Below are 15054 nucleotides of genomic sequence, written 5' to 3' on the forward strand. Positions count from 1 at the left end.
CCTAGGCAGACTTCTTGGACCGCTTGTAGACGAAGGTGGGTTCACCACCCTCAAGCATCTTCTCATCAATGATGACGCGTTCGATGTCGGTACGCGAGGGTATCTCAAACATGAGCTCTCCCAGCACGTTCTCCAGGATCGAACGCAGGCCGCGAGCGCCCGTCCCCCTCTCGAGAGCCTTATGCGCGATGCCGCGGAGGACTTCATCGGAGAATTCGAGTTCGACATCGTCGAGCTCAAACATGCGCTGGTACTGCTTGATGAGTGCGTTGCGGGGTTCGGTCAGGATGCGGACGAGATCATCGACCTCCAGGGAGTCGACGGTGGCGATCACGGGGAGGCGGCCCACGAGCTCGGGAATGAGACCGAACTTGTGTAGGTCGTCGGGTTCGACGTCGCGGATGAGTTCCGATGATGCCTCGTGGCTGGAAAGTTCGGAACCGAATCCAATCGAGCGGCGTCCCGAACGAGAAGACACGATCTCCTCCATGCCAGCAAACGCACCAGCAACAATGAAGAGGACATTGGTGGTGTCGATCTGGACGAACTCCTGCTGTGGGTGCTTGCGTCCGCCCTGCGGGGGCACGGAGGCAACGGTGCCCTCAATGATCTTCAGGAGGGCCTGCTGCACGCCCTCACCGGACACATCGCGGGTGATCGAGGGGTTCTCGGACTTGCGGGAAATCTTGTCAATTTCGTCGATGTAGATGATTCCCTGGGCGGCGCGGTCCGTGTCCCCATCGGCGGCCTGAATGAGCTTGAGAAGGACGTTCTCGACGTCCTCACCCACGTATCCGGCCTCGGTCAGGGAGGTGGCGTCGGCGATCGCGAACGGCACGTCGAGCATGCGGGCGAGTGACTGCGCCAGATAGGTCTTGCCAGTACCGGTCGGACCAATGAGAAGAATGTTGGATTTGCCGATCTCGACGGGTTCGGTACCCTTCTTTGGGACATCCTGGCCGGCGCGTACGCGCTTGTAGTGGTTGTAGACAGCGACTGAGAGGGTGCGCTTGGCGGACTCTTGGCCGACCACGTACTCGTTGAGGAACTCGAAGATCTCCTGCGGTTTCGGCAGTGCTTCGAGAGAGAATTCTGATTCTTCCTGGCCTAGCTCCTCGGCAATGATCTCATTGCAGAGCTCGATGCATTCGTTGCAGATGTACGCGCCAGAGCCAGTGATCAACTTCTTGACCTGGCGCTGGGACTTCTGACAAAACGAGCACTTGAGCATGTCAGCTGCGTCAGCTGTTCGAGCCATGTGTGAACCTCCCTGAACTGCCCTTAACTCTAGCGATTACCACCGCCATGTGCGAATGCACCACGCGGAAAGGGGAAGCTGATTGCTCAACTCCCCCTTCCGGTACTGAATGGTGGAACCGTGTGATTCCCTGTGCCTTACGGCTATGCCTGGATGGCCCTGGGCTTGCGCGAGGTCAGGACCTCGTCGACAAGACCGTATTCCTTGGCCTGCTGGGCGGTGAGGATCTTATCGCGGTCAATGTCGCGAGAGACCTCTTCCTTGGTCTTGCCCGAGTGATCCGCGAGGGTCTGCTCGAGCCAGTCACGCATGCGATCGATCTCGTTGGCAACGATCTCGATGTCGGATGCCTGCCCCTGCATGCCCTGCATGGCGGGCTGGTGGATGAGCACACGTGCGTTCGGGAGCGCAAGACGCTTGCCCGGTGCACCGGCTGCGAGCAGGACGGCGGCAGCGGAGGCTGCCTGGCCGAGGCACACGGTCTGCACCTCGGGCTTGATGTACTGCATGGTGTCGTAGATCGCGGTGAGAGCCGTGAAGGAACCACCGGGAGAGTTGATGTACATCGTGATCATCGCATCCGGGTCCTGCGATTCGAGGACGAGGAGCTGAGCCATGACGTCATCGGCCGAGGAGTCATCCACTTGGACGCCGAGGAAGATGATGCGATCCTCAAACAGCTTCGCGTAGGGATCTTGACGCTTGTAGCCGTACGGGGTGCGCTCCTCGAAGGTGGGAAGCACGTAACGTGACGTGGGCATCTGAGGTGCCATCATGGTCGGGTTGTTCAACATGTACTCCTGATTCACTTGGTACCACCGCCACCGGACACGAGATCCGAGGTTTCGACGACGTGATCGACGAAGCCGTACTCGAGTGCCTCCTGAGCCGTGAACCACTTGTCACGATCCGAATCCTCGAGGATCTGCTCGACGGACTTGCCGGTCTGGCGCGCCGTGATCTCCGACAGTTCCCTCTTCATCGCGAGGATGAGGTCCGCGTTGATGCGGATGTCTGTCGCGGTGCCACCGGTGCCGCCCGAGGGCTGGTGCATGAGGACACGGGTGTGGGGCGTGATGTAGCGCTTGCCCGGGGTGACGGAGGTCAGCAGGAACTGACCCATGGAGGCAGCCATGCCCATGGCGACCGTTGCGACGTCGGGCTGGATGTACTTCATGGTGTCGTAGATGGCCATGCCGGCCGTCACCGAGCCACCGGGCGAGTTGATGTAAAGGTAAATATCCTTGTCGGGATCCTCCGCAGCAAGCAGAAGCATCTGCGCGCAGATCGAGTTCGCGTTCTCGTCGCGAACCTCGGAGCCCAGCCAGATGATGCGTTCCTTAAGAAGGCGGTTGTAGATGTGGTCGCTCTGGCTCGAATCGCCATTGCCCTGCATCGTGGGAAGTGTGCTCAATGGACAGCCTCCTGAATAGAAAAGTCCTTGCGTTCACTTGAGGTTAACTCACTTGGGACCGCGGACCTTCCCTCCTTTGGCTTTGTTTCGCTGATGGCGCATATAAAGGGAAAGGTCCGCAGGAGTTACCCCACGGACCTTTCCCATCAATCACGAGCGAACGCGATTGGACGAAAACTACTTGTCGTCGCCCTCAGCCTCGGCGTCTGCCTTCTTAGCCGGAGCCTTCTTCGCCGGTGCCTTCTTAGCAGGAGCCTTCTTGGCAGCCGCCTTCTTCGCGGCGGGCTTTCCTTCACCCTCAGCTTCAGCGTCCTCGGTCTCGGCCTTCTTAGCCGGAGCCTTCTTCGCCGGTGCCTTCTTAGCAGGAGCCTTCTTCGCAGCCGGCTTCTTCGCGGCGGGCTTCTCTTCACCCTCAGCTTCAGCGTCCTCGGTCTCGGCCTTCTTAGCCGAAGCCTTCTTCGCGGGAGCCTTCTTGGCAGCCGGCTTCTTGGCGGGGGCCTTCTCCTCGGCCTCAGCCTCGTCAGCCTTGTCGGCCTCAGCCTCGACGGTGACCTCTTCGGTCTCCTCGGCAGGCTCCTCGACAGCTGCGGCTGCGGACATGGCGCCAGCCTCAACGTCCTCGGTGTTACCTTCCTGCTCGTCGATAACCGACTTCACGTCGATCTCTTCGCCGTCCTGGTCAACAACCTTGACCTCGCGGAGGGAGAGGATGAGGGCCTTGTTGCGGGTGAGCTCGGAAGCGAATGCGGAGACCTGGTTGGTCTGAGCTGCAGCCTGGATGAACTGGTTGGGCTCGATGTTGTACATCTGTGCCTGCTGCACCATGAACTCGAGGAGCTCGTCCTGGCCGATCTCGACCTCGAGCTTCTCGACGATGGCGTCGAGGATCATCTGATCGCGGAAAGCCTTCTCGGTGTCCTCGCGGATCTCATCACCGTGGGGATCGCCAACTTCCTTGCCCTCTGCCTCGAGGTGACGCTTGATCTCCTGGTCGATGACAGCAGCGGGAACCGGAACGTCGAGCTGCTTGTTGAGCTCTTCAAGAAGGAGGTCCCGGGCCGCGTAGACGGTCTCGGTGAGCTTGGTCTTCTCAACCGATGAACGCAGGTCTTCCTTGAACTCGTCGATGGTGTCGAACTCGGAGGCAAGCTGAGCGAAGTCGTCGTCAGCCTCGGGGAGCTCAGATTCCTTGACGGACTGAACGGTGACGGTCACGTCAGCCTCTTCACCCTCGTGGTCGCCACCAGCAAGGGTGGACTTGAAGGTGGTAGTCTCGCCGGCCTGGAGACCCTCGAGAGCCTCGTCGATGCCGTCGAGGAGCTTGCCGGAGCCGAGCTCGTAGGAGATGCCGGAAACGGAGTCAACGACCTCGTCGCCAATCTTGGCTTCCATGTCGATCGAGACGTAGTCCTTGGCAGCAACGGGACGATCAACGGTCTTGAGGGTAGCGAAGCGCTCCCTCATCTCCGTCAGGCTTGCCTCGATGTCCTCATCCGTGACGACCGGCTTGTCGGTCGTGAGGGTGATGCCGGAAAGCTCGGGCAGGTTGATCTCGGGGCGGGTGTCGACCTCGATCTCGATGACGAGCGTGCCGCCATGAGCGCCTTCGAGGTTCGGCCACTGGGTGATGTCAACGGAGGGCTGACCGATGGGAGAAAGCTCGTTCTCGGCGATGACCTGCTGGTAGTAGCCGTCAAGCGAGTCGTTGACTGCGTGCTCAATGATGGCGCCGCGTCCCAGGTGGTTCTCAAGCACTCGGGTCGGGACCTTGCCACGACGGAAACCAGGAATGTTCACCTGCTGGCTCATGTGCTTGGTCGCGGTATCCACGGCCGGCTTCAGCTCATCCCACTCGACATCCAGCGTGATCTTGACGCGGGTCGGTTCGAGCTGTTCAACGTTGCTCTTCACGAAAGTTACTCCAGTCATTGACGGTGTGGCAGGCTGCCACCTCACGTTTCACCTGCATCTAGTGCAGACATACCGGGCTATTCTACGACACGAACCCCACATATTCACACCTGTTAGCGTCATCGGTTGCCTATCCCACTCTAGGAATCAAGCAGGCTTTCAGCTTCACGTCGCACTCGACAGCAGCTTCACATCACCAGCGACTGCGCATAGCCTCTCGGGTGATGCATTCCACCGCCTGCGAGCTCGTGGCGAGAGTCACGAAAGGTAAGCAAAACGACCTCAGAATGGCACGTCAACTCACCAAGAACAGCGCTCCCCCATGCCCCTCACGTGTCCTATAGACCACACGAGTGGACCGACTGACAACAGGAACAGAACGAAGGAACGAGGTGGTACCTGACAAAGAAATGAAAATGGCCAGCATCTCGCTTTTCGGCAAGATACCGGCCTTTTCTTCTGTCGGGGTGGCGGGACTTGAACCCACGGCCTTCCGCTCCCAAAGCGGACGCGCTACCAACTGCGCCACACCCCGTCACTGACGGAACGACCCAATCTTAGTCAGGTGTCCAAGCCAATTGGAAATTGATACCCGAAACTTGATACTCTCTAAGCCGTGCGGGTGTAGCTCAATGGTAGAGCCTCTGCCTTCCAAGCAGATAGTGCGGGTTCGATTCCCGTCACCCGCTCCACACGAACCCCGGCTAGGCCGGGGTTTTTCGTTACCGAAACTGCAACGTGGCGTTGAATTTCCTCATGCTCATGCAATTTCGCCTGGTTTCCCATCAATCAAGAATCTCAGCTTTTTGCAGATCATTTGATCATCGTTTCGGGCAAACCATTTTCGAAAAATGCGCCACGGAACTCCGCTATGATTTCGCCAGGAAACGATCGAATGGAGTAAAACAATGGAGTTTTCCACTATCGCTGAATGGACGTTTTTTGAGGAAGTCCCGATTCCACAGGATGTGGTGAGCTTCTTGGCTCAGAACGAGCAACCCTATGCGGCATTCAAAACATTTCGCGATACCGCCATCTTCACATCGAAGAGACTGATCGTCAGAGATTCTCAGGGTCTCACCGGCAAGAAGGTCGAGATTTACTCACTTCCGTACAGCGCCATCAACATGTGGTCGACTGAAAACGCAGGTAAGCTCATCGACGTGAACGCGGAAGTTGAGCTGTGGACTCGGGCTGGACACATCAAGATCAAGCTCGGTAAGAAGGTTGATGTCCACCGCATCGACACACTGATCGCGAACGCAGTTCTCAACCACTAGCCAGTCTCTACTGCTCATGTGACGTTGAGGCACACGTTAGCGCGAGGGTGTCAATTTCCAAGGCGAGATCGCCCGACATGGAAGTACTTGCTTGAAGACCCCGACCACTCGGCGATGGTCTCTCCGACACTCGGCCTCGAACAAGCGTGGCCGGTGCGGACACAACGTTCCACGTTTAAGAGTTAAATGGGATCAGATTCTCAACATCTCACCTTTAAGGCCTAAAGGTGATGAGATTCTGGACTGGTGAACGTTTAACGCGTAGACGTTGCTGACTTTCACGGCAGTGGGAACGCGACTCCCGCGTACCCTTCAAGCTTCCTTATCAGTTTGTCCTGGAAGGCCGGATCCAGCGTTGATGGGTGCGGCCTGCTTGCTCTCTTGTGATACCAGTATCCGCCCGTGCTCGGTTTGATCTCATGCTGACCTGCAGTTGCGAGCCACGTTTGTGTCTGGTGGCCCGCGATCAGATCGTCGGGAGCACCAGCTCCTCCCATGCGGGTGGAAAGCCATGAGGGATCGACTTCGTGAGAAACTAGAAAAAGTTTTAACGCTAACTTGGGTCCTGGTACCAGAGCAGGAACCGAGAATTGCGACCGGCCTGGTACGTGAACTGTTACCCGGATGATGACACGGACCCGGAGGGGAAGTTCTAGTCCAGGAATTCGAGGGTGGAGAGGTGGAGTTCGGAGGAGGGGTGCGGTGCGCACTGCTTCGTTTCGGAACGCCATCCCTGGGCGCAACGGGTCCATACGGTGAGCTGGCTACCGTGGCGGAGTTCAAGGCTTGCTCCGAGAGGGAGGCTGTCGAGCTTTGACCAGGAGTCGACCACATCTCCGACCTTGAGTGGTGGGTGAGTGTAGAGAGCTCCGACGCTCTCCTGAAGCTCATCCCAGTCCCACTGGCCGTAGAAGTCTTCCCTGCTCCACTGCTCAAACTCGGCGTCGTAGATGTATCGCCACCCGAGCTTGTCCCACACTTCGTTAACGGTACCGTTCAGGTGTTCTTCTCGACTCTGAGAGTTCATCACCATCACCTTCCGTTCGGGGGTTGGATGTCGGGGCGCTGAAGAGCTTCTGTATCTGTGCGCGGTACGTCTTGAAACTACCAGCGTTGGAGATGGGCTCACGAAAACTCCCCCACTTTCCCACCTGCTGGGCAAAAGAAAAGCGGTGCCGAGTCAAACTCAGCACCGCTTCACGTTTAATCGTTTAGTCGATCTCACCAGTCTGGTAAGCCTTGGCCAGGCGGCGGGGAATGCGAACCTCGCGACCCTGGACCTTGACCGTGACGAGCTCGGTCATCTGGGCCTTCCACTGGGACCGGCGATTACGGGTGTTACTACGCGACATCTTGTGCTTGGGAACTGCCATAGCGCCGCTCCTTTCTGTCTTGGGCGACTAACGAGTCGCCATTGGGTTTACCAGGAGGACTTGGTGACGCCAGGAAGCTCACCGCGCAGCGCCATGCGGCGCATGCGGACACGGGAAAGTCCAAAGTCACCGAGGTAACCGCGGGGGCGACCATCGATGGCGTCGCGGTTGCGCAGGCGGACGGGGGATGCGTTGCGGGGAAGGCGGTGCAATGCGGCCATGGCCTCATCGCGCTCTTCCTGCGTCAGCTTCTCGTCCACCGAAGCCTTCTTCAACTGTGCGCGACGCTCTGCGTAGCGCTCGACGATCTCGCGGCGCTGCTTGTCACGCGCAATTTTCGACTTCTTCGCCATGCTTACCTCTCTTTACCGGAGAACCGGCAATACATCTGTATCTTGCTGGACCTACCAGGAGTTTCCTCGCGCGATGGGGATCACCCGGAGGGACAGCGGTCCGACAAACCATCCTAACGCAGGTTTGCGGAGAAACCCTAGTTAGCTCACCCACTAAATTCCGCGCTTTCGGTCACAGCGACCGGGGACGCATGGGCCGAGCCGACAATTTGATACCACTTAGACTAGCGCTATGGCCCTCACGATTCGAGACAGTGTGCGTACTGAACTTGTGATTTCGCGCTCCCGTTTCATTACTCAGCTCTCCCCTGCCACCAATCCCGACGAGGCTCGGGAGCTTGTTGTGGACATGAGAGCAGAGTTCCCTGATGCGAGGCATCACTGCTGCGCATGGATTGTCCAGGTCGATGGTGAGCAGGATCGCGAGCATTCCTCGGATGATGGAGAACCATCGGGAACCGCAGGCAGACCCATGCTCGATGTGCTCCGAGGAAGCGGCCTCACCAACGTCTCGGCCGTGGTCGTGCGTTACTTCGGTGGCACCCTGCTTGGCACCGGCGGTCTCGTGCGCGCCTACGGTAACTCGGTCTCCCAGGCCGTGAACGAATCCACCCTGTGGACGTTGACCGAAGTGCCGCAGTGGTCAATCACCACCCCGGTTGACCGGGCGGGCCGCCTCGAGAGCCTGCTGCGCAGCCACGGGTGGGACGTGGAAGCCCGATGGTCATCGTCAGTCACCCTGGTCGTGACGGCTGAGGATTCGGGAAAACTGGCAACCGTGGCCAGTTCCGAACTAGGAGTTGAAGTTGAGCCCAAATTTTCAGGAACAGTGAAGAGATTCTCTCGCTGAGTGAACTCAGCTTGAATTGGTGGCGCACGTCATGAAACGATGGATGCAAGCACCCAGCTTGAAGTTTTAACTATCTTTTACTCAGGAGGCGACCATGTTCATTCAGCGTTCGTCCTCTTGCTGTCTGTCCTGTCGGTAGAGTACCGAGCCCAAGGGTGCGCTCACGTGCATGCTCGGTACTCCCACATCTGCACACTGCCGTCAGTGAATTCGTAACTCCTTTTTTGAGAACCACCCAACATTTTTAAGGAATATCTATGTCTCGTATCGCAGCCGATGCCACCCAGCTTGCTGGCAATACTCCCCTGGTCCGCATCAACCACCTCTACCCGGATTCGAAGGCCACCGTTCTCGCCAAGCTCGAGTTCTACAACCCCGCCAACTCCGTGAAGGACCGCATTGGCGTTGCCATCGTTGATGCTGCTGAGAAGTCGGGCCAGCTGACCGCGGGCGGCACGATTGTTGAGGCCACCTCCGGCAACACCGGCATCGCACTCGCCTTCGTTGGTGCAGCACGCGGCTACAACGTTGTTCTCACCATGCCCTCCTCGATGTCGAAGGAACGCCGCGCACTCCTGCGCGCCTACGGCGCTGAGCTCATCCTCACCGAACCGGCCGACGGCATGAGGGGCGCTGTCGAGAAGGCGGAAGAGATTGCGCAGGAGCGCCCGGGCGCTGTTCTCGCCTCCCAGTTCGCCAACGTCGCCAACCCCGCGATCCACGAGGCCACCACCGGCCCCGAGATCTGGAACGACACCGACGGTCAGGTTGACGCATTCGTTGCCGGCATCGGCACCGGCGGCACCATCTCCGGTGCTGGTCGCTACCTGCGTTCGCAAAACCCCGACATCAAGATCTTCGCTGTTGAGCCGCTCGAGTCTCCCCTCCTGACCGAGGGCAAGGCCGGCCCCCACAAGATCCAGGGCATTGGCGCCAACTTCGTTCCCAGCATCCTCGACACCGAGATCTACGACGAGGTCATCGACGTCGCATCGGACGATGCGTTCGCATGGGCTCGCGAGGCCGCAACGAAGGAAGGCCTCCTCGTGGGCATCTCCTCCGGTGCCGCCCTCAAGGCAGCCGGCGAGGTCGCAAACCGCGAAGAATTCGCTGGCAAGACCATCGTTGTCATCATCCCCTCGTTCGGTGAGCGTTACCTCTCCACCCCGCTCTTCGAAGGACTGGTTGACTAATTATGCCCGGAACGCATGGCGCCTCCTTGAAGACGATCCTCATGGAAGACCTTGAGGCCGCTCGTCAGCACGACCCTGCCGCACGCACCAAGCTGGAAGTAGCGTTGGGTTATCCGGGAGTGCACGCCCTGTGGGCACACAGGGTGGCTCATGCCATGTGGAACAAGTCGGAGTTCCTGAAGCTTCCGGCACGCCTCCTGTCCCAGACAGCACGTGCCATCACCGGCATCGAGATCCATCCGGGTGCCAAGCTCGGACGCAGGATGTTCATCGACCACGGCATGGGTGTCGTCATTGGCGAGACCGCCGAGGTGGGTGAGGATGTCATGATCTATCACGGGACGACCCTTGGTGGCGTTTCCCTCAACAAGGGCAAGCGCCACCCCACGGTCGGCAACCGCGTGACCATCGGTGCGGGGGCCAAGGTTCTTGGCCCCATTACCCTCGGTGATGACTCCCAGATCGGAGCCAACGCCGTCGTCGTCAAGGATGTCCCCGCAGGAGTCACTGCCGTGGGAGTCCCCGCGAAGAACCGTGAGGTACCGGTCATGGAACCCCAAATCGATCCCGCGATCTGGATCTGAGAACCTAAGCATCGAGAGCAGTCTCAATTGATGTGAGAATGGCGGCCCACCTGGGTCGCCATTCTTTTATCTCCACGTGGTGCCTTTACAGTTGACGGTATGACAGCCAGTGACTTTGCTTCGAATCCCGAGTACCAGGCGACCATCCGACAGTCCCGTTCGAGGGCTCTCCTGCTCACCGCCATCGCAATCCTGACTCTTGCCATTGGCTACATTCTCACGAGCAGCCTTGGTCATGGGCTCCTGCTCGCGGCTCTCTCCGCCGCTGGCTGGATCGTCGTTCAGATCGCCGGGATCGCGTACCTGCGCACCTCCCCGAAGCATCCCGCGGTTGGTCTTTCCATCACCGCCGGCATCGCAACCGGCCTCGTCGTTCTTCTCATCACCCACCAGTCCGTGGGCTACCAGGACGCCATCATCGTGGCGGGGTCCTGGTTCCTCTGTGGAGCTGTCACGGAGATCGCTCGCGGGAGGCGATGGGCGAAGACCATGGTCGAGCAGGGCACCACGGGTCAGATCGTGCGCACCCTTGCCACCTTCACCGGCTACGACGGCACCCCGGTGGTTTCGTTCCTTGCGGGAGGCATCCTCGTTGGCCTGTCAGCGTGGTTGCTCGATCTTCTCCCCTGGGCAACGCCCTTCGCCATGCTGGTGCACGCCGCCGTAGGCCTCGGTCTCTCGGCCACCACCAAGAGCTAACCTCCCGACACAGTTTCGCTGTTCCACGTTTCTCACACCGCCAGGCAAATCTGCCTGGCGGTGTCTTGCTGCCCTGATCCTGTTCGCGGAAGGCTTGGAGGGGCGTTGAAGCGTGCCTTACGGCTTAGACTGATGAAATGACAGATTCTATTCTTAGTGACGTTCTAGCGAACGCGAAGCAGTCCGTTCGAATCCAAGACGACCTCTTCCGCTGGGTCAATGGTGCCTGGCTCGACAGTCACGAAATCCCTGCCGATCGCCCCCGCGACGGCTCCTTCTACGACCTGAACGAACAGTCCGAGGCTCGCGTCAAAGACATCATTGAGGACCTGACCGCGGGCAACCCTGAGGGTGACGCCCAGAAGATCGCCGACTACTTCTCCTCCTTCATGGACACCGAGAAGCTCAACGCGATCGGTACCGATTCTCTCCAGGAGGATCTCGAGCAGATCTCCCTCGCACAGACCAAGGCCGCTCTCGCGAGCGTTGCTGGCACCCTGATCCGCACCGGAGTCAATGTCCCCTTCAACCTCGACATCGATGCGGACCTCAACGACCCCGACTCCTACGTCCTGTTCCTGGGCCAGTCGGGTCTGACTCTGCCGGATGAGGCGTACTACCGCAGCGAGCAGCACGCCGAGACCCTTGAAACGTTCCGCACCTTCGCTCGCGAGTACCTGGAGCTCACGGGTATTCTCGCGAACTACGAGGAAGCGGCTCAGCGCGTAGTTGAGTTCGAGACAGCTCTCGCCTCCCATCACGCCGATGTTGTCACCACGCGCGACACGGACAAGATCAACAACCCTATGCCGTGGGCAGACTTTGTTGAGTCCGCTCCCGGCTTCGACTGGGATGCTGCTCGCGAGGCCGTTGGTGTTCCCACCGATCACCTCGACAGCGTCATTGTCCTCACCCCGGATGCTCTGCGCGGAGCCGCGAAACTGTGGGACGAGACCGACCTTGATGTCCTCAAGGAGTACCTGACCTTCCAGGTTGTTGTCGCACGCGGCGCGTACCTCACGGAAGAAATCTCCAAGAAGCGCTTCGAGTTCTTCGGAACCGTGCTCACGGGCGCAACCGAGCAGAAGGAACGCTGGAAGAGGGGCGTTGCCCTCGTCTCCGGTGTTCTCGGTGAGGCCCTGGGCAAGATCTACGTGGAACGTCACTTCCCGCCCACTCACAAGGAGAAGATGGAGCAGCTCGTTGCCGACCTGCTCGAGGCCTACCGCCTCTCGATCCAGAACCTGGATTGGATGGGTGAGGGCACGAAGGAGAAGGCTCTGAAGAAGCTCTCCACCTTCAACCCCAAGATTGGCTACCCGAGCAAGTGGCGCGACTACTCCAAGTTGGTCATCGGCGATGATCTGGTTGCGAACGTCCGCGCCTCGTCCTCGTTCGAGACCGACCGCAGCATCGCGAAGCTCGGTACTCCCATGGACCGCGAGGAATGGTACATGCCTCCCCAGATGGTGAACGCGTACTACAACCCGGTCTGGAACGAGATCGTGTTCCCCGCCGCCATCCTCCAGCCCCCGTTCTTCGATCCGGAAGCGGACGATGCATGGAACTACGGCGGCATCGGTGCCGTCATCGGTCACGAGATTGGCCACGGCTTCGATGATCAGGGCTCCAAGTACGACGAGTCGGGCCGACTCAACAACTGGTGGACCGATGAGGACCGCGCAGAGTTCGAGAAGCGCGCGGACGCTCTCATCAAGCAGTACGACGCCTACACCCCAACCCAGCTTGGCGAGTCCGAGCATCACGTCAATGGTGCCCTCACCATCGGTGAGAACATCGGCGACCTCGGTGGCCTCACGATCGCTCTCAAGGCGTACGACATTGCTCTGCGCCGCCAGGGCCTGGGCGGGCTCGAGGACGCTCCCGTCATCGACGGTGTCACAGGCACCCAGCGCCTGTTCTACTCGTGGGCACGGATCTGGAAGGAGAAGTCACGCGACGAGTTCGCAATCGTCATGCTCTCCGTCGATCCGCACTCCCCCGCCGAGTTCAGGTGCAACGGCGCAGCCAAGAACCTGACCGCCTTCCACGAGGCATTCGACGTGGAGGAAGGCGACGAGCTCTACCTCCCCGAGGATGAACGAGTCGTCATCTGGTAACTCAACAATGAGCCGCCGTTAGCTGACAAACCAGTCAACTAACGACAGCTCATACGCACGGGGTGGCCTCATCGGCCACCCCGTCGTTCTTATCTGTCGGCGCTCGCTTGACGCCTCATTGGTGCCCGTCCGGGTACCTTCTCGATCGGCTATTGGCCGGGCACACTATTGGTCGGACACACGAATGGCCGGGAACATTCTTGGCCGGATACGACTGTCAACCAGATGAAGGAAGCGGCGGGCACTGTGCCCGCCGCTTCCTTCATCTCAGATAGTCCGAGGATCCTGTTTGGCAATACGTGCCGTTCACTCGCCCGATGATCAGTTGTTTGCGCTGATGGATTCGATCATGGACTGAATGTCTGGGAGGTGAGTATCGAAGTCGTCAGGGAGCGCTGTGTATGCGACTTCCTGATTTCCCTCCTCACTTTGGATGAGGTAGACGATCTGAATGATATTGACGCCATCGACGGTTCGGTCGATCCGAATGCCGTTGATGGTCTCACCATCTGCCTGGAGCGGTTCGGCACCGGTGATCTCTGTACCTTCGCCACCGAGAACCTCTTCGGCTGATGCCTTCCAATCCTCGTAGGTGCTTGGTGTGACATCGGATGCTGCCATCCAGGTGCCAACGAGGTTGGGAACGAACTCGGATTCGTTGACCCCAGCAACCAGGAGAACGGTGATGTTGACGTTGTCGCTGAGCGGAGCGGGGTATGCCTGCCAACCGTCTGCGAGGGTGAAGGTGTATCGACCGTCGGTCGACGTTGCCTGGTCACCATCCACCGCCATGGCACCGTCAGTGCCCTCGGTGTCGGTGTTGCCGTCAGTATCAGAGGTGCCGTCAGTGCCCTCCGACGAGATGGTTTCAGGGGCCGTTGTTTCTTCCGAATCCGCATCGTCAGAGCAGGCGGCTAGTGCGCCCACTGCGATGAGGGAGACGGCTGTAAGCTGTCTGATCATTCGAACGACGGTCCCTTGTCGCGGGAACGCTTGAGCTCGTAGAAGCCGGGAACGCTGGCCACCAGAACTGCACCATCCCAGAGGCGAAGAGCATCGTCGCCGCGAGGCGTCGGGGTGACAACGGGTCCGAAGAAGGCGGAGCCGTTCACGGAGATCGTGGGAACGCCAACGTCGGTACCAACAAGGTCGGTTGCACCCTTGAGCTGTGCCTCCATGGCCTCATCGAACTCGCCGGCCTCTGCACGCTCCACGAGGGCGACATCGAGCTCGAGTGCTTCGAGTGCCTCGACGATGGCGTCGCGGTCGTTGACGCGACCACCCGGATGGTAGCGGTTACCGACCTCGGTGTAGAAGTTGCCGAGAGCCTCCTGGCCGTAGACCTCACCCACACCGACGGAAACCTGTGCACCCAAGAGTGCGTCCTCCATCATCTTCGCGTAGCGAGCATCCAGATCTCGACCCCTGTTGAGGTAGTTGAGGGACAACACGTGCCACGTCACCTCGACGTCGCGATTGGGGACGATCTCGTCGGTGATCCACCGTGAGGTCATCCAGCACCAGGGGCAAGAGGGGTCAAACCAGAATTCAATTTTGTCAGCCATACGACAATAGTCCCGTAGATTACGTTTTCAGCCAAGCGCTCAAGCTCAGCGCTCAGCGTATTTTGGTTCATACAAGTAGTGTTAGGTGGGAGCACGCCACCCGTGCACTTGATTGAAAGGACATTCATGCCAGGAGAGAACCTCACTCGCGCAGAGGCCGCAGAACGCGCCTCGGCCGTAGCGGCCGATTCCTACCGCGTTCAGTTGGATCTGAGGGGCGATACCACCTTCTCGTCGATCACGACCATTAACTTCTCAGCCACCTCGGACCAGACCTTCCTGGATCTCATCGGCACCGTCAACTCGATCCAGCTCAACGGCGAGCAGGTCGACGTTTCTGCCCATGCAGACTCGCGCATTCAGCTGACTGGCCTGAAGGAACAGAACGAGGTCATTGTCGATGCGACCTGCCAGTTCATGAACACCGGCGAGGGCATGCACAGGTTCGTTGACC

The 15054-nt window shown here is 59.3% G+C and carries 15 protein-coding genes, 2 tRNA genes and 1 pseudogene; 8 read left to right on the plus strand and 10 right to left on the minus strand.

The annotated features are described in order from the left end of the window. Nucleotide 1 precedes the first annotated feature (1 nt). The 5 genes from clpX to QMB98_RS07930 all read right to left on the minus strand — a co-directional run bounded on the left by clpX (nucleotide 2) and on the right by QMB98_RS07930 (nucleotide 5118). On the minus strand, nucleotides 2-1258 hold the full coding sequence (gene clpX / locus QMB98_RS07910) for an ATP-dependent Clp protease ATP-binding subunit ClpX (RefSeq protein ID WP_371685162.1): 1257 nt from the start codon (nucleotides 1256-1258) through the stop codon (nucleotides 2-4). Nucleotides 1259-1401: 143 nt separating this feature from the next. Beyond that, complete coding sequence (locus tag QMB98_RS07915) at nucleotides 1402-2052, minus strand: ATP-dependent Clp protease proteolytic subunit (protein WP_371685163.1); 651 nt, start codon at nucleotides 2050-2052, stop codon at nucleotides 1402-1404. An 11-nt stretch (nucleotides 2053-2063) separates the two neighbouring features. Beyond that, complete coding sequence (locus tag QMB98_RS07920) at nucleotides 2064-2654, minus strand: ClpP family protease (RefSeq protein ID WP_371685192.1); 591 nt, start codon at nucleotides 2652-2654, stop codon at nucleotides 2064-2066. Between the two features lie 195 nt (nucleotides 2655-2849). After that, nucleotides 2850-4601, minus strand: coding sequence for a trigger factor (gene tig, locus QMB98_RS07925; protein WP_371685164.1), 1752 nt, complete (start codon nucleotides 4599-4601; stop codon nucleotides 2850-2852). A 444-nt stretch (nucleotides 4602-5045) separates the two neighbouring features. After that, nucleotides 5046-5118, minus strand: a tRNA-Pro gene (locus tag QMB98_RS07930). 83 nt (nucleotides 5119-5201) lie between these two features. Between QMB98_RS07930 and QMB98_RS07935 the strand changes: the two genes are divergently transcribed. After that, nucleotides 5202-5275 (plus strand) — tRNA-Gly (locus QMB98_RS07935). A 216-nt stretch (nucleotides 5276-5491) separates the two neighbouring features. After that, complete coding sequence (locus QMB98_RS07940) at nucleotides 5492-5863, plus strand: PH domain-containing protein (protein ID WP_371685165.1); 372 nt, start codon at nucleotides 5492-5494, stop codon at nucleotides 5861-5863. 652 nt (nucleotides 5864-6515) lie between these two features. Here QMB98_RS07940 and QMB98_RS07945 read toward each other — a convergent pair. The 3 genes from QMB98_RS07945 to rpsN all read right to left on the minus strand — a co-directional run bounded on the left by QMB98_RS07945 (nucleotide 6516) and on the right by rpsN (nucleotide 7589). Then, complete coding sequence (locus QMB98_RS07945) at nucleotides 6516-6890, minus strand: hypothetical protein (protein ID WP_371685166.1); 375 nt, start codon at nucleotides 6888-6890, stop codon at nucleotides 6516-6518. A gap of 184 nt (nucleotides 6891-7074) precedes the next feature. Then, nucleotides 7075-7236, minus strand: coding sequence for a 50S ribosomal protein L32 (gene rpmF / locus QMB98_RS07950; RefSeq protein WP_371685167.1), 162 nt, complete (start codon nucleotides 7234-7236; stop codon nucleotides 7075-7077). A 47-nt stretch (nucleotides 7237-7283) separates the two neighbouring features. Next, the gene (gene rpsN / locus QMB98_RS07955) at nucleotides 7284-7589 is read right to left on the minus strand and encodes a 30S ribosomal protein S14 (protein WP_371685168.1); all 306 of its coding nucleotides are present in this window, start codon (nucleotides 7587-7589) and stop codon (nucleotides 7284-7286) included. Between the two features lie 232 nt (nucleotides 7590-7821). Between rpsN and QMB98_RS07960 the strand changes: the two genes are divergently transcribed. From QMB98_RS07960 to QMB98_RS07980, 5 genes are all read left to right on the plus strand, one after another. Continuing rightward, entirely contained in the window at nucleotides 7822-8439 is a 618-nt protein-coding gene (locus QMB98_RS07960; protein WP_371685170.1) for a YigZ family protein, read from the plus strand. Nucleotides 8440-8696: 257 nt separating this feature from the next. Beyond that, a complete protein-coding gene (gene cysK, locus QMB98_RS07965) occupies nucleotides 8697-9632 on the plus strand; it encodes a cysteine synthase A (protein ID WP_371685172.1) in 936 nt (311 codons plus the stop codon). Between the two features lie 2 nt (nucleotides 9633-9634). Further along, on the plus strand, nucleotides 9635-10216 hold the full coding sequence (epsC, locus tag QMB98_RS07970) for a serine O-acetyltransferase EpsC (protein ID WP_371685173.1): 582 nt from the start codon (nucleotides 9635-9637) through the stop codon (nucleotides 10214-10216). A gap of 99 nt (nucleotides 10217-10315) precedes the next feature. Next, nucleotides 10316-10915, plus strand: coding sequence for a hypothetical protein (locus tag QMB98_RS07975; RefSeq protein WP_371685174.1), 600 nt, complete (start codon nucleotides 10316-10318; stop codon nucleotides 10913-10915). A 137-nt stretch (nucleotides 10916-11052) separates the two neighbouring features. Continuing rightward, nucleotides 11053-13035: a M13 family metallopeptidase gene (locus QMB98_RS07980; RefSeq protein ID WP_371685175.1), complete on the plus strand. Its 1983-nt coding sequence runs from the start codon at nucleotides 11053-11055 to the stop codon at nucleotides 13033-13035. A 321-nt stretch (nucleotides 13036-13356) separates the two neighbouring features. Here the strand turns inward: QMB98_RS07980 and QMB98_RS07985 are convergent, their stop codons facing one another. Continuing rightward, complete coding sequence (locus QMB98_RS07985; RefSeq protein WP_371685176.1) at nucleotides 13357-13998, minus strand: hypothetical protein; 642 nt, start codon at nucleotides 13996-13998, stop codon at nucleotides 13357-13359. After that, the gene (locus QMB98_RS07990) at nucleotides 13995-14600 is read right to left on the minus strand and encodes a DsbA family protein (RefSeq protein ID WP_371685178.1); all 606 of its coding nucleotides are present in this window, start codon (nucleotides 14598-14600) and stop codon (nucleotides 13995-13997) included. Before QMB98_RS07990 ends, QMB98_RS07985 begins: the two co-directional genes overlap by 4 nt. A gap of 126 nt (nucleotides 14601-14726) precedes the next feature. On the opposite strand from QMB98_RS07990, the pseudogene QMB98_RS07995 reads away from it, so the two are divergent. Then, nucleotides 14727-15054, plus strand: a pseudogene (locus QMB98_RS07995) (aminopeptidase N); the annotation flags it as partial.

This window comes from Flaviflexus sp. (assembly GCF_041440645.1).
GTDB lineage: Bacteria > Actinomycetota > Actinomycetes > Actinomycetales > Actinomycetaceae > Flaviflexus.